Annotated in this window: 15 protein-coding genes; 10 read left to right on the forward strand and 5 right to left on the reverse strand. The window is 70.5% G+C overall.

The window, feature by feature from the left end; translation table 11 throughout:
• The first annotated feature begins 11 nt into the window (after positions 1-11).
• On the forward strand, positions 12-2,078 hold the full coding sequence (gene asnB, locus CPCC7001_RS04965; protein ID WP_006910736.1) for an asparagine synthase (glutamine-hydrolyzing): 2,067 nt from the start codon (positions 12-14) through the stop codon (positions 2,076-2,078).
• Here asnB and CPCC7001_RS04970 read toward each other — a convergent pair.
• A complete protein-coding gene (locus tag CPCC7001_RS04970; RefSeq protein WP_071778268.1) occupies positions 2,048-2,830 on the reverse strand; it encodes a DUF1028 domain-containing protein in 783 nt (260 codons plus the stop codon). The genes asnB and CPCC7001_RS04970 overlap by 31 nt on opposite strands.
• A 150-nt stretch (positions 2,831-2,980) precedes the next feature.
• Between CPCC7001_RS04970 and CPCC7001_RS04975 the strand changes: the two genes are divergently transcribed.
• Together CPCC7001_RS04975 and CPCC7001_RS04980 are read left to right on the forward strand one after the other, a co-directional pair.
• The gene (locus CPCC7001_RS04975) at positions 2,981-4,282 is read left to right on the forward strand and encodes a Zn-dependent hydrolase (protein ID WP_006911057.1); all 1,302 of its coding nucleotides are present in this window, start codon (positions 2,981-2,983) and stop codon (positions 4,280-4,282) included.
• An 11-nt stretch (positions 4,283-4,293) separates the two neighbouring features.
• Positions 4,294-5,964, forward strand: a complete 1,671-nt coding sequence (locus CPCC7001_RS04980; RefSeq protein WP_006910780.1) for a GMC oxidoreductase — start codon at positions 4,294-4,296, stop codon at positions 5,962-5,964.
• 218 nt (positions 5,965-6,182) lie between these two features.
• Here CPCC7001_RS04980 and CPCC7001_RS04985 read toward each other — a convergent pair whose 3' ends face one another.
• Positions 6,183-6,431 carry a DUF2811 domain-containing protein gene (locus tag CPCC7001_RS04985; protein ID WP_043368628.1) on the reverse strand — a complete coding sequence of 83 codons (249 nt, stop codon included), beginning with the start codon at positions 6,429-6,431 and terminating at the stop codon, positions 6,183-6,185.
• A 397-nt stretch (positions 6,432-6,828) separates the two neighbouring features.
• Positions 6,829-8,007, reverse strand: a complete 1,179-nt coding sequence (locus tag CPCC7001_RS04990; RefSeq protein WP_006910856.1) for a sirohydrochlorin chelatase — start codon at positions 8,005-8,007, stop codon at positions 6,829-6,831.
• Positions 8,008-8,113: 106 nt separating this feature from the next.
• Between CPCC7001_RS04990 and CPCC7001_RS04995 the strand changes: the two genes are divergently transcribed.
• From CPCC7001_RS04995 to CPCC7001_RS05015, 5 genes are all read left to right on the forward strand, one after another.
• The gene (locus CPCC7001_RS04995) at positions 8,114-8,779 is read left to right on the forward strand and encodes a ParB-like protein (protein ID WP_006910631.1); all 666 of its coding nucleotides are present in this window, start codon (positions 8,114-8,116) and stop codon (positions 8,777-8,779) included.
• Complete coding sequence (locus tag CPCC7001_RS05000; RefSeq protein WP_006911127.1) at positions 8,772-10,880, forward strand: cation:proton antiporter; 2,109 nt, start codon at positions 8,772-8,774, stop codon at positions 10,878-10,880. The genes CPCC7001_RS04995 and CPCC7001_RS05000 overlap by 8 nt, the downstream gene beginning before the upstream one ends.
• A 79-nt stretch (positions 10,881-10,959) precedes the next feature.
• Positions 10,960-11,406: a universal stress protein gene (locus tag CPCC7001_RS05005; RefSeq protein WP_006910732.1), complete on the forward strand. Its 447-nt coding sequence runs from the start codon at positions 10,960-10,962 to the stop codon at positions 11,404-11,406.
• Positions 11,407-11,496: 90 nt separating this feature from the next.
• A complete protein-coding gene (locus CPCC7001_RS05010) occupies positions 11,497-12,132 on the forward strand; it encodes a TMEM165/GDT1 family protein (RefSeq protein WP_043369581.1) in 636 nt (211 codons plus the stop codon).
• Positions 12,133-12,164: 32 nt separating this feature from the next.
• The gene (locus CPCC7001_RS05015; RefSeq protein ID WP_006911595.1) at positions 12,165-12,839 is read left to right on the forward strand and encodes a hypothetical protein; all 675 of its coding nucleotides are present in this window, start codon (positions 12,165-12,167) and stop codon (positions 12,837-12,839) included.
• Between the two features lie 8 nt (positions 12,840-12,847).
• Here CPCC7001_RS05015 and CPCC7001_RS05020 read toward each other — a convergent pair whose 3' ends face one another.
• Positions 12,848-13,600 carry a phycobilisome rod-core linker polypeptide gene (locus CPCC7001_RS05020; protein WP_006910743.1) on the reverse strand — a complete coding sequence of 251 codons (753 nt, stop codon included), beginning with the start codon at positions 13,598-13,600 and terminating at the stop codon, positions 12,848-12,850.
• Between the two features lie 160 nt (positions 13,601-13,760).
• Between CPCC7001_RS05020 and bioA the strand changes: the two genes are divergently transcribed.
• Positions 13,761-15,050 (forward strand): adenosylmethionine--8-amino-7-oxononanoate transaminase, encoded by a 1,290-nt coding sequence (bioA, locus tag CPCC7001_RS05025; protein WP_006911253.1) that lies wholly within the window; start codon positions 13,761-13,763, stop codon positions 15,048-15,050.
• Here the strand turns inward: bioA and CPCC7001_RS05030 are convergent.
• Positions 15,041-15,679 carry a histidine phosphatase family protein gene (locus CPCC7001_RS05030; protein WP_083782579.1) on the reverse strand — a complete coding sequence of 213 codons (639 nt, stop codon included), beginning with the start codon at positions 15,677-15,679 and terminating at the stop codon, positions 15,041-15,043. The genes bioA and CPCC7001_RS05030 overlap by 10 nt on opposite strands.
• A 183-nt stretch (positions 15,680-15,862) precedes the next feature.
• On the opposite strand from CPCC7001_RS05030, the gene CPCC7001_RS05035 reads away from it, so the two are divergent.
• Complete coding sequence (locus CPCC7001_RS05035; RefSeq protein WP_006911555.1) at positions 15,863-16,144, forward strand: 2Fe-2S iron-sulfur cluster-binding protein; 282 nt, start codon at positions 15,863-15,865, stop codon at positions 16,142-16,144.
• Positions 16,145-16,196: the final 52 nt, after the last annotated feature.

Genomic DNA, 16,196 nt, shown 5'->3' on the forward strand with positions numbered 1-16,196 from the left:
CTTCTCGACCTATGTGTGGCATCGGGGGAATCTTTCACCGCCAGGCCCAGCGGCCGATCGACGAGCAGCTGCTCGTGAACATGGCCGCCATCCAGGTGCATCGCGGACCCGACGGCTTCGGGGTGCGCAGCCTCCCTGGCCAGGGGGTGGGCTTCTGCCACGCCAGGCTCTCGATCATCGATCTCGACGCCAACCGGGGTCGCCAGCCCTTCGTGTCCGAGGACGGCCAGCTGCTGATGGCCCACAACGGCGAGTTCTACGACTTCCAGGCGATCCGGGCCTCGCTCACCGCCCAGGGGGCCCGGTTCAGCAGCAAGAGCGACTCGGAGATTCTGCTGCGCCTCTACCAGCGCCAGGGCCTGGAGGCGAGTCTGCCGTTGCTGCGGGGCGAGTTCGCCTTCGCCCTGTTCGACCAGGGTCTGGACACCCTCTATCTGGTGCGCGACCGCTTCGGCGTCAAACCCCAGTACTGGACGCTGACCGATGAGGGCCTGGTGTTCGGCTCCGAGCTCAAGGTGCTGTTCGCCCACCCGGGGGTGCAGCGGCGCTTCAGCTCCGAAGGCCTCTTCCACCAGCTGATGCAGACGATGGTGCCCGGCACCACCGCCTTCGAGGGCGTGCACCAGCTCAGGCCCGGCCACGTGCTCACGGTGCAGCGCCGAAACGGCGACTTCGTGATCGACGACCAGCCCTACTGGGATGTGAACTTCCCCCGCCAGGGCGAACGGGACGCAAGCCGCAGCGAAGCTGATCACGTGGCTGCGGTGCGCCAGGCCCTGCTGGAGGCGGTGGAGGTGCGCATGGTGGCCGACGTGCCGGTGGGCTGTTACCTCTCGGGCGGCATCGACTCCTGCTCGATCCTGGGGCTGGCGGCGGCCGTGAGCCAGAACCCGGTGAAGGCGTTCACGATCGGCTTCGACGACAGCCGCTACGACGAGACGCCGATCGCCACCGCCATGGCCGAGGCCACCGGTGCCGACCAGCTGGTGATGCGCCTCTCCGGCAACGAGCTCTACGGCCACCTGGAGGAGACGATCTGGCACACCGAGCGCACGATCTACAACACCCTGGCGGTGGCCAAGTTCCTGATGAGCCGGGAGGTGAACCGCTCCCACTACAAGGTGGTGATGACGGGCGAAGGCTCCGATGAGCTGTTCGGCGGCTATCCCGCCTTCCGCCGTGACATGTTCCTGCACGGTCTGGCCGAGCTGCCCGAGGCCGACCGGCAGGAATGGGAACAGCTGCTGCAGGAGGCCAACCAGCTGGTGCAGGGCGCGATGCTGGCGGAGGAGCAGGTGAACGATCCGGCCCTGGAGGCGGTGGTGGGCTTCACCCCCAGCTGCCTGCAGCCCTGGCTGGCCTGCGCTCCGCTGGTGCCGGATCTGCTGGCAACCGAGCATCGCCAGGCCTGCAGCGGCTACGCCCCCGGGGCCGCCATTGCGGCCACCCTCGATCCCTCCCAGCTGGAGGGCCGCCATGCCCTGGACCGGGCTCAGTACGTGTGGATCAAGACCATGCTGGAAGGGCAGATCCTCACCTGGGGGGGCGACCGGGTGGACATGGCCCACGCCATGGAAGCCCGGCCGGCCTTCCTGGATCACCATCTGGCCGCGGTGGCCGTGCAGGTGCCCCCCGAACTGCGCATCAAGGGCAAAACCGAGAAATACGTGCTGCGGGAGGCCATGCGGGGGCTGTTGCCCGAGCAGCTCTACCGCCGGGAGAAATTCGCCTTCATGGCCCCTCCCGCCCACGCCGATGAGCAGAAGCGGGCCGCCATGCAATCCCTGGCCGATCGCTACCTCAGTCCCTCGGCGATCGCCGAGGCCGGCCTGCTGGATGCCGAGGGGGTGGCCCAGCTGTTCGCCCGCCACGACGACCCAGCCACCAGCGCGGCCACCCGGGTGCAGCTCGATGCCGTGATCAACCACCTGATCGGGGTGCAGATCATGCACCAGCTGTTCGTGGCCGCCGATCTTCCGGCCCAGGCCCGGGAGCTGGCCGATCGGCTCGGCTGGCGCCTCCACCGGGAGGAGGAGGCGCAGCCCGCCTACGCGCTGATCGGCATGTCGGAGGGCTGAGCTTCGTCGGCCTCGAGCTCGGTGGCCTCGAGCTCCGCACTCTGGAGCTCGGTGGCCTGCAGCTCCGCGGTCTGGGCCACCCCGAGCGTGGTGGGCAGGGTGGCCCGGAACCCGGTGTAGTAGTGCTGCTCCACTTCCGCCAGGATCTCCCGTAGCGCCACGAGGGGCTCGGGGTGGTGATCCACCCGAAAGTCGATGTGGGGGTAGCTCTCCTGGTGCATCACCAGCAGGGCCGCCGACTGGCGGCCGCGGTGGTCGCCGCCATGGGTCTCGGCGGCCTCGAGGGCCAGCAGCAGGCGATGCTCCAGGGACAGGCCGTGGCGCTCGGCGGCCATGTAGGCCTCGGCCATCGCCAGCAGCACCAGCTCCGACGCCAGGTAGTTGCCGGCCACGGAGAAGCCCGGGTAGCAGCGGTGGGCTGCCAGCCCGGCGCAGTCGGGACCGGTCCAGGCGGCGGTGCGGCCCTGGGAATCCACCAGGTGGACCTGGCGTCCGTCACGACCGGGGTCGTCCTGCAGCAGGGAGTTCAGAACAGCCTCGGCCCCCAGCTGCCCCTGACTCTCGAGCTGGAGCTGCTCCAGCCGGTCGAGGCCCCAGGGCCCGAAGTAGGGATTGGTGCTGGCCTGGGTGGCCACGGCTCCCACACCGGCACGGGCATGGGGCACGAGCGAGCCGACCGCCAGATGCTTGGTCGCCACCCCAACGCCGGTCATTCCGGTCTCAGCGTCCCAGGCAACGATCGAGTAGGTCATCGCAGGAGGGTGGATGGGGAGGAGGGTGCGATTTCAGATGGGCTCTGAATCACGCGAGGGCCGTGAATTTCAGCGTGGTGGAATGATTGACGATCCGGCTCCGGCGCGTTGTGCCGTAGCGCACCATCGGCCCCAACGCTCCGCTCCGCCATGACCCAGCTCAGCGTCGGCTCCCAGGCCAGCCTCAACGGTCCACTGCGGCCCTCCGGTCTTCCGCTGGGCCTGCGCGCCAACGGCGATCGGCTGGCCAGAAGCCTGGAGGTGCTGTCGCAGATCGGCCGCTTGCCCTCCGGTGCCGTGCGCCGGCTGGCCTTCAGCGATGAGGACCGGGCCGCCCGCGACCTCGTGCAGGACTGGATGCGGGAGGCGGGCATGGAGGTGCGCATCGATGCCGCGGGCAACCTGATCGGCCGCTACGAGGGCCTCGACCCCCAGGCTCCCGTGCTGGCCACGGGCTCCCACATCGACACGGTGCCGGAAGGGGGCCGCTACGACGGTGCCCTCGGTGTGATGGCCGGGCTGGAGGTGGTGCGGGTGCTGGCCGAGCAGGGGGAGCGGCTGCATCACCCGCTGGAGGTGATCGTGTTCGCCGACGAGGAGAGCTCGATGGTGGGCTGCAAGACCCTGGTGGGACGGGGCTCCGATGACCCCGCCAGTTACGTCACCGCCCTGGGACTGCCGATCGAGGATGCCCTGGCCAGCATCGGCGGCGACTGGGAGCAGCGCTCCAGCGCCCGCCGTGCCCCCGAGGAGATCGCGGCCTTTCTGGAGCTGCACGTGGAGCAGGGCGGCGTGCTCGAGGCCGTGGGCAAGGAGATCGGTGTTGTGGAGGGGGTGGTGGGGCAGCAGCGCTACACCATCAGCGTCACCGGCCAGGCCAACCATGCGGGTACCACGCCCATGGGCATGCGCCGCGACGCCCTCACCACCGCCGCCCAGATCATCCTGGCGGTGGAGGACATGGCGCTCCATTTCCCCGGCGATCCGGTGGCCACCGTGGGCAAGCTGCAGGTGTGGCCGAACGCAGCCAACATCGTGCCGGGACGGGTGGAGTTCACCCTCGACATGCGCGATCTGTCCCACAGCGTGATCGACCACATGCGCGCCCACCTGGAGCGCAAGATCGAGAACATCGCCGTGGCCAGCCGCACCCGGATCGCCATGACACCGCAGTTCGTGGTGGATCCCAGCCCCGCCGATCCGATGATCCAGGAGGTGATCACCGAGAGCTGCCAGCAGCTGGGGCTCAGCTACACCCACCTGCCCAGCCGTGCCAGCCACGACTCCCAGGAGCTGGGCCGGCTCACGGCGATGGGGATGATCTTCGTGCCCAGCCGCGATGGCGTGTCCCATTCGGCTGACGAATTCACCTCCCCCGAGCAGTGCGAACAGGGCGTGAACGTGCTGCTGCAGAGCCTGATCCGCCTGGATGCGAGCCTCGCCGCCAGCTGAGACATCCGCTGATGCCCCCCGGCAGTGATCCGCCCCCCCTGGCGGAGCCCGACGCGATCGTGGTGGGATCCGGCGCCACCGGCGGGGTGGCTGCCATGGTGCTGGCCGAGGCGGGGCTTCGGGTGCTGGTGCTCGAGGCCGGGCCCAGCCTCACCGCCCGCCAGGCCTACGGCGGTGAGCCGGCGAACATGGTGCGACGGCTGGCCCATCTCTCCAGCGGTCGCCACCGCGTGCAGGCCCACCACCCGGGCTACTGGAAACAGAACCCCGAGCTGTTCATCGATGAACGCCGCAACCCCTACACCACGCCACCGGAGCGGCCGTTCCTCTGGACCCGAGGGCGCCAGCTGGGCGGCAAGAGCCTCACCTGGGGCGGCATCACCCTGCGCCTGAGCGACTACGAGTTCAAGGCCGGTGAGCGCGACGGGCACGGACCCTCCTGGCCCATCGGCGAGCAGGAGCTGGCGCCTTACTACACCCGTCTCGAGACGCTGCTGGGGGTGCATGGCCACCCCGATGGCCTGCCCCAGCTGCCGGACGGCCACTTTCTCGATCCCCTGCCGCTCACCCCCGGGGAACGGCACCTGCAGCGCGCCGCAGCCGAGCAGCTGGACCTGCCGCTGATCCACTCGCGCGGGTTCGGCCTGCACCGCGGCCGGGGCTGGGCCCGGTCCGCCAGCACCGGCAGCACCCTGGCGCGGGCCCTGGCCACGGGCCGCACCACGGTGCGCACCGGCGCGGTGGTGAGCCATGTGGTGATGCGCCCCGACGGCAGCCGGGCCCGCGGCGTGGTGGTGGTGGACAGCACCAGTGGCGCGCGCCAGCAGCTGGATGCGCCCCTGGTGGTGCTGTGCGCCTCCACGATCGAGACCCTGCGGATCGTGCTCCACTCCAGCGAGGGCAACACGGCCAGCAGCGGCCGCGGACTGGTGGACCCCTCGGGCAGCCTGGGCCGCTACCTGATGGACCACATCTCCACCAGCCGCTTCTTCTCGATCCCGGATGTGGAGCCGCCGCCCGAGCCGCCCGAACTCTCCGGCGCCGGCAGCTGCTTCATCCCCAACACCGTGAACCTGGAGCCCGGAAGCCCGCTGGAGTTCCGCCGGGGCTACGGCCTCTGGGCCGCCGTGCAGCGCTTCGACCCGCCCAGCCTGCTGCAACGGCGCCGGGGTGAGGCGGTGGGCTTCCTGATCGGCCACGGGGAGGTGCTGCCCCAGAGCACCAATCACGTGACCCTCAACCCTGACCGGCTCGATGCCTGGGGCCTGCCCACCCCCCACATCAGCCTGGCCTGGGGTCCCAACGAAACGGCCATGGTGGCCCACATGCAGCGGCGCATGGATGCCGTGGTGGCGGCGGCGGGGGGCACGGTGCGGCCGATCGAGGAGATCTTCGTGCTGCCCCTGCTGGAGCCGTGGATCCGGGGCAGCTTCGCCACCCGCAGCGGTGCTCCGCCCCCCGGCTACTACATCCATGAGCTGGGGGGAGCGCGCATGGCCGCCCGGGAGGAGGACGGGGTGGTGAACCCCCAGAACCAGTGCTGGCGGGCGCCCAACCTGCTGGTGACCGATGGCGCCTGCTGGCCGAGCGCCGGCTGGCAGAGCCCGACGCTCACGGAGATGGCGATCACCTGGCGGGCCTGCGAGGCCGCGGCGACCCGGCTGCGGCGGGGCGAGGGGTAGTCAGCGGATCCAGACACGCGCTGCCATCCGGTGTCCATGGTCACAACCGCCCCGGGGGACGGTCTGCACAATGACGGGGCGACCTTTCACAGGGTCGGGCAAGGGAGAACAAGGGCGAGGGTTGGCACCTTCGCCCTTTTTTTCGTCCCGCCTTTATTGTGCCGCCATCCTTCATCCAGGGGCCTGCAGCCATCCCTGCGGCATCGAGGGATTCGGTGTCAGCGCAGGAAGAGCGCACTGAAATAGTGCTGATTCACACAGGTGTCCTTGCAGCCGTTCTGGAACAGGAACGTGGCCAGGGCCGAGGTGGCCACCCGGTGCTGGTTCCACTCCGGATGGTGATCCAGGAACTGCCGCAGTCCGTGGAAGAGCACTTCTGGAACTTCGGCCTCCAGATGGGCGGCGCACTCGTCGCAGGGCGAACTGGCGGCTTGAGGCCACGTCCCCGTCTCAGGCGAGCTCTGCATCCCCGAGACGGCTCCCGGGATGGAAGGGTGAACCAGCCCCGCCTCCCGACCCGAGGCTTCATGCCCAGTACCCAGGATGTCGTCCATTCGGTGATGCCCCTGCCCGTGAATCGCGCCCAGTACGCCACAACGGCCCCGGGGGCGTCAAAGCGTCGTCTTCGGCGCTGGCCCACCGGCTTTCAGGATGAGACAGGGGGATCGCACTGGGATCTGAGCCAGCGGGAGCGGGTGCCTCCATCGGGCTTGCAACCCCTCGCCAACTCTGTCAAGAGCAATCTGAACAGACGGCGAGAATCCACAGGCCGCACGCCGGAACGGCGCAGAGGAGCCAGATTCTGTGGAAAACCCCCCGCCGAACTGGGGAAAACAGGGCAGGAATGGGGAAACTCAGGACAGATCAATTGTTCTGATCAGTTGCTGGTCTCACCAGACCAGGTCCGGACGAGACGGCCTGGCCCGTCGCCGGGGCCCCATCGGAGCCGTGGCCGCCTCTGAGGGTTCGCGGACCGAGGGGGTGGTCGGCATGGGGATAGGGCGTGTGGTGATGGGCGGCGTGGTCGTGGTGGTGGTGTCCGGCCAGGGGCACGGGAACGCCGTCGGGCTGGCAGGCCCCGGTGCATTCGTTCTCACAGAGATCACAGCTCTCGGTGAGCCCTTCCACATGGTGATGGTGACTGTGCTGGGGAGCTCCCACTTCGCGTTCGAAACCGAGAACCTGGTCGCGGTATTTGCACAGGGAACAGTTCATGTTCGTATCGCCACGCACCACGTCCTCGACACGCTCCACAAAGGTGTCGAGCACATGGGGATGGTCACCGAGATAGGAGGCCTTGACGAACTCCACGTCGGGATGATCGGCCGCCACACGGTCGGTGTGCTGGGCAATCCTGCTCACCAGCACACCGGAGAAGAGGAAATAGGGAAACACCACGATGCGGCGATACCCGAGACGCACCACATGGCGCAGTCCGGGCTCCACCAGGGGGAAGGTGACGCCGGAGTAGAGGGTTTCGCCCCAGCCGAAGCCGAAGCCCTCCACGAGCATGCGGGTCACCTTCGCCACGTTCGAGTTGGCATCGGGATCGGAGGAGCCCCGGCCCACCACCACCAGCAGGGTGTCCTCCAGGGGCACATCCCCGGGCGCGGCCGCCAGCGCCTGCCGCAGCCGGGCACCGGCCGCCTGGATCATGCGGCGATCCACCCCCAGCTCCCGGCCGTAGTCGATCCGCAGGCCGGTTTCGGCCGCGTAGGTGTTGAGCACCGAGGGAATGTCGTTCTTGGCATGGCCGGCGGCGAAGAGCATGGCCGGCACCGCCAGCACGTGCTTCACCCCCTGCCGCCTCAGGCTTTCCAGCCCCTCCCGCAGGATCGGTGTGGCGAATTCCAGGTAGCCGTAGGCCACCGGCACCGGATCGAAGCGCTGCTGCAACTGCCGGGCCAGGCTGGCGAACTCGGCCACGGCCAGCCGGTTGCGGCTGCCATGGCCGCAGACCAGAACGCCGAGCGAACCTTCGCCATCCGCCAGGGGCGAGCCCTCCGAGGCGACCGGAGCCGGGACAGGGGAGGGGGAGTGCATGGGAGCGCGTGCCTGCAGCGACCCTATCCCGATCACGTGCGGGGCACACCGGAGCGATGCCGCCAGACCCGGGCGAGGATGAGCCCCAGCAGGTTCCTCTCGCGCGATGGCGCTGCGCCTTCCCCCCTTCCAGCAGCTGCCACCGCCCCAGCCGGGCGTCGCCCTCACCGAACTGCCGATCGCCCGGCTGCGGCCCACCCAGCTGTGCGTTGGGATGGCGGAAGTGCGCAGCCGGCAGCGCGACTTCCGGGCGGAGGACCGACGCGAGCGGCGTGACTATCTGGGCACCAAGCCGGTGCCGCTGGTGCGCAGCGCCGCGGGCGAGGTGTGGATGGTGGACCGCCACCACCGTCTGCGGGCCCTGCTGGAGCTGGAACCGGAGGCCACCGCCTTCGGCTATGTGGCCCTCCAGCTGGACACAGACGACCGTGCCGTGGTGCTGGAGGAACTGCGGCGCCGAGGCTGGCTCTACCTCTATGACGGGCGGGGCCTGGGCCCCCTCGAGCCGGGGGTGCTGCCTTCCCAGCTCACCGGTCTGCAGGATGACCCCTACCGCAGCCTGGTCTGGCGCCTCAAGAAGGAGGGGGTGATCGAGCCGGCGCCCCTGATTCCATTCCACGAATTCCGCTGGGGAGCCTGGCTGCGCAGCCGCTCGCTCCCCCCCTTCAGCTCGGCCCAGCTCGAGCCCGCCCTGCCGGCGGCGCGGGCCCTGGCCCGGTCGGCGGCCGCCGGCCACCTGGCCGGCTGGAAAGGGGGGAGCCGGGGTGGCTGACGCGGCCATCCCGCTCGGCGGTGCCATCGGGGGCTTCCTGGAGCAGACGCCGCTGGCGGTCTTCGCCCTGCTGCTGGGCCTGAGTGTGCTGGTGCCTCCGGTGGCCCGGCTGCTGCGCCTGCCGGATCTGGTGGGGCTGCTGGCCGCGGGCGTGCTGATCGGGCCCCATGCCCTGGGCTGGATCCAGAGCCACACCCCCACGGTGGGGCTGCTCTCCGATGTGGGGGTGATCTACCTGCTGTTCATCGCCGGGCTGGAGATCGATCTGGCCGAGTTCGCCCGCATCCGGCAACGCTCCTTCCGCTTCGGGCTGCTCACCTTCAGCCTGCCGCTGCTGGGCGGCGCCGCCCTGGCCCTGGCCTCCGGCTACGGGCTGCTGAGTGCCGTGCTGCTCGGCTCGGTGCTGGCCTCCCACACGCCCCTGGGCTACCCGATCGTGCGCAGTTACGGCGCCATGCGCGAAGAGTCGGTGATCGTGGCCATCGGCGGCACGATCTTCACCGACCTGGCCGCCCTGCTGCTGCTGGCCCTCTGCATGGGGCTGAGCCGCGGTGAGCTCACCCCGCTGGGAATCCTGGCCCTGCTCGCCAGGGTGGGGGTGTTCGCGGCGGTGGTCATCGCCCTGATCACCCGTCTGGGACGGGACCTGGTGCGCCGCAGCGTGAACAACGAGAGCCAGCTGTTCGTGGCCGTGGTGCTGGCTCTGTTCCTGGCTGCCCTCGGGGCGGAGCTGGCCGGGGTGGAAAAGATCGTGGGGGCCTTCCTGGCCGGCCTGGCCGTGAATCACGTGCTGCCGGAGGGCCGGGTGAAGGAACAGGTGATCTTCGTGGGCGCGGCCCTGTTCATCCCCATCTTCTTCATCGATCTGGGGCTGCTGCTGGACCTGCCGGGATTCTTGGGCACCATGCTCGCCGGCCCATTCGCCCTGGCCCTGATCGCCACCCTGATCGCCACCAAGGGACTGGCCGCCTGGTGGGCCGGCCGGATCTACCGCTACAACCACGCCCAGATCCTCACCCTCTGGTCCCTCTCCCTGCCCCAGGTGGCCGCCACCCTGGCCGCCACCTTCGTGGGCTACAACGCCGGGCTGTTCGACACCGCGGTGCTGAACAGCGTGCTCGCCATGATGGTGGTGACGGCGAGCCTGGGCCCCGCCCTCACGGCACGGGCCATGCCGCTGCTGGGCCAGGCGGCGGCCGCAGCCATCCGCGCCGAGCTGAACGGCAGCCTCGCCCTGGCGCGGCGCTCGCTGCGGGTGCTGGTGCCCGTGTCCAACCCCAGCACCGAAGCACCGCTGCTGGGCCTGGCCAGCCTGCTGATCCAGGGCGATGGCGAGGATCCCGGCCAGGTGCTTCCGCTGGTGGTGGTGTCGCCGGCCCAGGCCGTGAGCACCGCCATGGCCTCGGCGCTGGCGGAGGCCCGTGCCCTGCTGGGCTCCGCCTCCTCCCAGCTCGGCAGCGAGCGGGTGCCGTGTCAGACGTTGCTGCGGGTGGACAGTGATGTGGCGGCCGGCATCGCCCGGGTGGCGATCGAGCAGGCCTCGGATCTGGTGGTGATGGGGCTGGCACCGCCCGCGGGTCTGGGCCAGTGGCTGTTCGGCGACCTGGTTGACGCCACCTGCAGGCAGGTGAGCTGCCCCGTGGTGGTGGCCCGGCTGCAGCAGCCACCGGCCACGCTGGGGCGCCTGCTGGTGCCCGTGAAGGACCTCACCGCCGGTGCGCTGGAGCAGTTCCAGCTGGCCGAGCGGCTGGCGCTGGCCCAGCAGGGCAGCATCACCCTGCTGCACGTGGCCGAATCGGCCCGGAGCCGGCGCGCGCGGCAGGTGATGGAGCAGCAGCTGGCCGGCTGGCGGCGGGGGGCCGGCGCAGCGGGCCCACCCGTGCCGATCGAGGTGCGGGTGGTGCCCCAGGGGGGAGGCGGAGGCAGAGGCGGCGGCGTGGAGCGCTGCATCACCGCAGCAGCGCGGGATCACGACCTGGTGATCCTGCGCTCCCAGCGCCGCCTGGTGGCGGGGCTGCCCATCCCCGCGAGCGATCGGGTGGATCGGTTGCTGCGCCGCCTGCCGGGCTCGGTGCTCGTGATCAGTGATCCTCTCCACTGACCCTGGCGACGATCCGGCGGCCGCCCTGATGCGCAGGCCCCGGATCGGACTAAACCGGAGATGTGCCCCCTCCCCTGCCATGACCTACCAGCACCTGCTCGTGCCCACCGACGGTTCCGACCTCTCCGGCAAGGCCGTGGATCAGGCCGTGGCCCTGGCCCGCCAGCTGGGTGCACGCCTGCGCATCCTGCATGTGCAGAGCAACTTCCCGGTGTCCCTGGTGGGCGTGGGGGAACTGGTGGACACCAGCGCCATCGAGGCGCTGATGGAGGCGGCCCGCACCCAGACCGAGCAGATCCTCGCGGCCGCCCGTCAGGTGGCCGAGGCAGGCGGCGTGCCGGTGGAGGTGGTGAAGCGGCTCAGCAGCCAGCCGGCTGAGGCGATCGTGGAGGAGGCCCGCAGCCAGGGCTGCGACCTGATCGTGATGGCCTCCCATGGACGCCGCGGCCTGGAGGGCCTGCTGCTGGGCAGCGAAACCCAGCGGGTGCTCACCCAGAGTCCCTGTCCGGTGCTGGTGGTGCGCTGACGCCGGGCTGGGCGGTTGGCTTCTGCGGTCGGCCTCAGCAGTCGGCTTCAGTGGTAGTAAGGGTCAGCTCCCCGCGGCGTGCCGGTGACGATGGACCCTGGGCTAGCCGCCTTCGGCTCGAGCTTCAGTGCCATCACCCTGGCGGAGCTGGGGGACAAGACCTTCTTCATGGCGCTCATCCTCGCGGTGCGCCACCGGCCCCGCTGGGTGTTCGTCGGCAGCTTCGCCGCTCTGGCGGCGGTGACCCTGATCTCCCTGGCCGTGGGCTATGGCCTGCGGGAACTGCTGCCCGCCCGGCTGCTGCCCTGGCTGGCGGGCCTGCTGTTCATCGGTTTTGGGGTGAAGCTGCTGGTGGATGCCCAGGCCCTGCCTGCCGATGCGGCCCTGGAGGAGGCCGAGGAGGCCGAGGAGGCCGTGCTCGCCGCCGATCGCCAGCTGCGCAGCAGCCGCCCGCCCGCCGTGATCTGGGAAGCCTTCACGCTGGTGTTCATCGCCGAGCTGGGCGATCGCACCCAGCTGGCCACGGTGTTTCTTGCCACATCGCCGGCCTTCACCTTCGCCGGCCTGCTGGCGGGCACGCTGCTGGGCCATGCGGTGGTCACGGCCCTGGCGGTGGGCGCGGGCAAGTGGATCGGCCGCCGGGTGGATGAACGGCTGCTCTACCGCCTGAGCGGCGGGCTGTTCCTCCTGTTCGGAGTGGCGGCCATCGGAAGCGCCCTGGGCTGACCCTTACGCTGCCACGAGCGCGAGAGTGGGCCGTGGCCAAGGACGAGATCAGCCGAGCCGATGAGCTCACAGCCCTGGGCTGGGCGGCGGAGGATGTGCGCCGCTACGCGGAACTGTGGGAGTACCGCCAGCGCTGGGGGGCGATCAACCTGGAGCGGGAAGACCGGGTGTTCCTGCGCAAGGCCGAAGCCGCCCTGCCGAGACGCCTCACGGGCAAGGCGGCCCAGAAGAAGACCCTCAAGGACAAGTCGTACTACCGCTGGCTGGCCTTCCACCGCGATGCGATGCTGGCCGACCCGGCGGAACAGGGCCTGGGCGCCGATGAAGCGGGCGCCTGGCGGGTGCTGCTCGAAGCGGAGCTGCAGGTGCTGGAGGAGCTGCAACCGGTGCTCGGTCTGCCGGACACCCTCAAGGCCCGCGACCTGCAGCCGCTGCGCGAGGGCTGGATCGAGGAGGCCAAAGCCGGCGCTGACGTGCGGCTGCTCAGCTTCGACTTCCAGGCCCCTCTGGACACCCTGAAGCAGACGGAATCCACCAGCTGGAAACCCCTGCGGGGCGAGACCAACACCGACCGGACCTACCCGGTGCTGGCGGGCGAAACGCTGGCGCGGTTCCGGGAGCGGATGGGGCAGGAACTGACTGACCGGATCCGTGCCAGCTTCCCCTCCCTGAGGGACGGCGCGGGCTCCAGCGCCCCCGCCGCCTGAGGCCAGGGTCAGGTGCTGAGCATGGCGGCCACGGTGATCAGGCCGAACACGCTCAGGATGGCCGCACCGGCGGCCACGGTGCCGAGCCACAGCTTCTGCACGGCCGGCGTGGGCTGATCCCGCAGCCAGGTCGGCCGGGGCGTGCCGGGCGTCCAGGGGCTCGACCCCGCGGCGGGCACACGGCGGGCGTGGGTGTCGCGCCAGTCGGCGCCGTAGCGGGGCGCCTGCTGGTTGAACGGCCGATCCCCGATCGCCCGGCCGGCCAGGGTGCGGGAGCGCTGGAACGGCACCAGCTCCTCCCCGAAGTTGGCCAGGTACTCCTCGGAGCCGAGCAGGGCGTCCACGAAGGCGGGCAGTCCCTGTTCAGCGATCAGGATCGACCAGGCGATCCGCTCCTGATCCCCATACACAGGGCGGCCGAGCACCCGTCCCACCAGCTGCTCCACCAGGCGGTAGTTGCTGTTGCAGCGGTAGAAGTCGCGGCGGAACTTGTCCGAAAGCAGCAGGCCGCGGATGAAGTCGCGCATGCGGATCTGGCCCGAACGCAGCTGCGACTCCAGCACCGGTTCCCGGTCGCAGCGGAAGGCATGGAAGAAGATCTGGCGGTAGGCCTGATCGATCTGCACATCCAGGCTGGCGGCGTCCTGCACCGGCGCCAGGCTCAGGGGCGGCTTCGGGGGTGACTCTTCGGTGGCCGGCATGAAGCTGCGGACCCGTGCGTTCAGTGCCGTGGGCTTGACATCCAGAAGGGGCAGGGCCATGGCGAGGGTGGGGGCAGGGAGGACGACGCAGCGAACGTATCCAGCTCCCCCCGAAGGCCGTCGAAGTCTGGGTAAAAACTCACAGAGCGTGACCGGAATTCATGGACCTTTGTTGCCGTTCGCCGCGGAGCAGACTCCCCGCCATCACCCCAACGCGCCGATGACCCCGGCCCAGCAGCAGCCGCCCGGCTGGCATCCCCACCTGTGGCATCCCACCACCCAGGTGGCTGTGGCCCCCGCCCCCCTCAGGGCCGTGCAGGGGCAGGGAGCCATCCTGCAGCTCGCCGACGGACGCCGGCTGATCGACGCGATCAGCAGCTGGTGGGTGACGCTGCACGGCCATGCCGAACCCAGCATCGCCGCCGCCGTGGCGGCCCAGGCCCGGCAGCTGGAACAGGTGATCTTCGCCAACTTCAGCCATCCCCCGGCCGAACGGCTGGCCGAACGGCTGAGTGCCCTCAGCGGCCTGGAGCGCCTCTTCTTCTCCGACAACGGGTCCACTGCCGTGGAGGTGGCTCTCAAGATCGCCTGGCAGTGGTGGCGCAACCGGGGAGAGCCGCGGGACCGGCTGATCGCCTTCGAAGGGGCCTACCACGGCGACACCGTGGGGGCCATGGCGGTGGGGGCCCGCTCCCTGTTCACCGACCCGTTCGAGCCCTGGCTGTTCTCGGTGGCGCGGGTGAGCTGGCCCCACGGCTGCTGGCAGGAGCCCGCCCCCGAGCGGCGGGAGCGGGCCGCCCTGGACGCCCTGGAGCAGGCCCTGGCGGTGCCCACCGCCGCCGTGATCCTGGAGCCCCTGATCCAGGGCGCTTCCGGCATGGCCATGGTGCGGCCCGCCTTCCTGCAGGCGGTGCAGGAGCGGGTGCGGGCGGCCGGCGCGTTGCTGATCGCCGATGAGGTGATGACTGGCTTCGGCCGCACGGGGGCGCTGTTCGCCTGCCGGCGCGCCGGCCTCAGCCCCGACCTGATGGCCCTCTCCAAGGGCCTCACCGGCGGATTCCTGCCGATGGGAGTGACCCTGGCCAGCGAGCGGCTCTACCAGGGCTTCATCAGCGAGGATCCGCTGGCCACCTTCTTCCACGGCCACAGCTTCACCGCCAATCCCCTCGGCTGCGCCGCCGCCCTGGCCAGCCTGGATCTGCTCGAGGCGGCGCCGGAGCGCTACCGCGGTTTCGAGGCCCGCCACAGGCCCCTGCTGGAGCGGCTCCGCCGCCATCCGCGGGTGCTGCGGCCCCGCTGCCTCGGCACCGTGGCCGCCTTCGACGTGGCCGTGGAGCAGCCGGGTTACCTGAGCGCGGTGGGGCGGCGGCTCCAGGGCCTCTGCCTCGACGCCGGGGTGTACCTCCGGCCCCTGGGCAACGTGGTGTACCTGCTGCCACCCCTCTGCCTCAGCGATGCCCAGCTGGAGCGCTGCTATGCCGCCATCGGAGCGGCCCTCGATCAGCTCTGAACGAGCGGGGCGTTCCAGCAGCCCAGGGCCGGAACCCCCTGGTACCAGGCCAGGGTCGAGAGGGTGGAGGTGTCCAGCAGCAGATGGGCGCCGGCGGCGGCCGGCAGCCCCAGCCAGCGGGCGGCCAGCACCCGCAGCAGGTGGCCATGGGCGAACAGCGCCACGGGGCCGTCCACGGCCCGGACCCGCTCGATCACCCGGTCGACCCGGGCAGCCACCGCCTCCGGCGTCTCCCCCTCCGGGCAGCCATCGCGGAACACCAGCCAGCCCGGCACCTCGGCGTGAATCTGGGGGGAGGTGAGGCCCTCGTAGAGGCCGTAGTCCCACTCCTGCAGGTCGGGGTCGAAGGCGGCCTGGGGCGCCAGACCGGCCAGCTCGCAGGTGCGGCGGGCCCGCTGCAGCGGGCTGCACAGCACCTGAGCGAAGAATCGCCCCGCCAGGGCCGGCTCCAGCCGGCGCGCTTCGGCCTCTCCGGCCTCGGTGAGCGGCAGGTCGGTGCGCCCGGTGTGCCGCCCCGCCCGGCTCCAGGCGGTTTCGCCGTGACGCACCAACACCACCTCATGCTCCCGGGCGGTTGCGGGCGATCGGGAAGGCGACGGCAACGGCGAAAGGGACGGATCGAGGCTCATGGACACCAGGCTTGCACGGCCTGCAGCGTGGCCCCCGCCCCTGCGGCAGCGGACTTCCCGCGGAGTTCCAAGGGCGGCAGGACTGTGATCGGATGCCCACAGAGGTGTCACCGATCACACGGCTGCTCTGGCGACGGGGATGCAATGGGCCCAACGTTGTTCCGACAGACCCAGCGACCCGCCATGGCCACCTTCACCATCAACCTCGATGACGGCCGCAGCTTCAGCTGCAGCGACGACACCTACATCCTTGATGCCGCCGAGGAAGCGGGCATCGATCTGCCCTACTCCTGCCGGGCTGGCGCCTGCAGCACCTGCGCCGGCAAGGTGATCAGCGGCAGCGTCGACCAGTCGGATCAGAGTTTTCTCGACGACGACCAGATCGAGGCGGGCTTCGCCCTGCTCTGCGTGAGCTATCCGAAGGAGGACTGCACGATCAAACCGGACATGGAGAGCGAGCTCTGAACGCCGCCTCAGAACCGGCAGGCCCAGGCAGCGGCGGAGCGGGTGCGACCCG

The sequence above is a fragment of the Cyanobium sp. PCC 7001 genome (assembly GCF_000155635.1).
Taxonomy (GTDB): Bacteria; Cyanobacteriota; Cyanobacteriia; order PCC-6307; family Cyanobiaceae; genus NIES-981.

What these genes read in the sequence shown, in the direction of transcription:
- asnB (WP_006910736.1), top strand. Translation starts at nt 12, where the DNA reads ATGTGTGGCATCGGGGGAATCTTTCACCGCCAGGCCCAGCGGCCGATC.
- CPCC7001_RS04970 (WP_071778268.1), bottom strand. Translation starts at nt 2,830, where the DNA reads ATGACCTACTCGATCGTTGCCTGGGACGCTGAGACCGGAATGACCGGC.
- CPCC7001_RS04975 (WP_006911057.1), top strand. Translation starts at nt 2,981, where the DNA reads ATGACCCAGCTCAGCGTCGGCTCCCAGGCCAGCCTCAACGGTCCACTG.
- CPCC7001_RS04980 (WP_006910780.1), top strand. Translation starts at nt 4,294, where the DNA reads ATGCCCCCCGGCAGTGATCCGCCCCCCCTGGCGGAGCCCGACGCGATC.
- CPCC7001_RS04985 (WP_043368628.1), bottom strand. Translation starts at nt 6,431, where the DNA reads ATGCAGAGCTCGCCTGAGACGGGGACGTGGCCTCAAGCCGCCAGTTCG.
- CPCC7001_RS04990 (WP_006910856.1), bottom strand. Translation starts at nt 8,007, where the DNA reads ATGCACTCCCCCTCCCCTGTCCCGGCTCCGGTCGCCTCGGAGGGCTCG.
- CPCC7001_RS04995 (WP_006910631.1), top strand. Translation starts at nt 8,114, where the DNA reads ATGGCGCTGCGCCTTCCCCCCTTCCAGCAGCTGCCACCGCCCCAGCCG.
- CPCC7001_RS05005 (WP_006910732.1), top strand. Translation starts at nt 10,960, where the DNA reads ATGACCTACCAGCACCTGCTCGTGCCCACCGACGGTTCCGACCTCTCC.
- CPCC7001_RS05010 (WP_043369581.1), top strand. Translation starts at nt 11,497, where the DNA reads ATGGACCCTGGGCTAGCCGCCTTCGGCTCGAGCTTCAGTGCCATCACC.
- CPCC7001_RS05020 (WP_006910743.1), bottom strand. Translation starts at nt 13,600, where the DNA reads ATGGCCCTGCCCCTTCTGGATGTCAAGCCCACGGCACTGAACGCACGG.
- bioA (WP_006911253.1), top strand. Translation starts at nt 13,761, where the DNA reads ATGACCCCGGCCCAGCAGCAGCCGCCCGGCTGGCATCCCCACCTGTGG.
- CPCC7001_RS05030 (WP_083782579.1), bottom strand. Translation starts at nt 15,679, where the DNA reads ATGAGCCTCGATCCGTCCCTTTCGCCGTTGCCGTCGCCTTCCCGATCG.
- CPCC7001_RS05035 (WP_006911555.1), top strand. Translation starts at nt 15,863, where the DNA reads ATGGCCACCTTCACCATCAACCTCGATGACGGCCGCAGCTTCAGCTGC.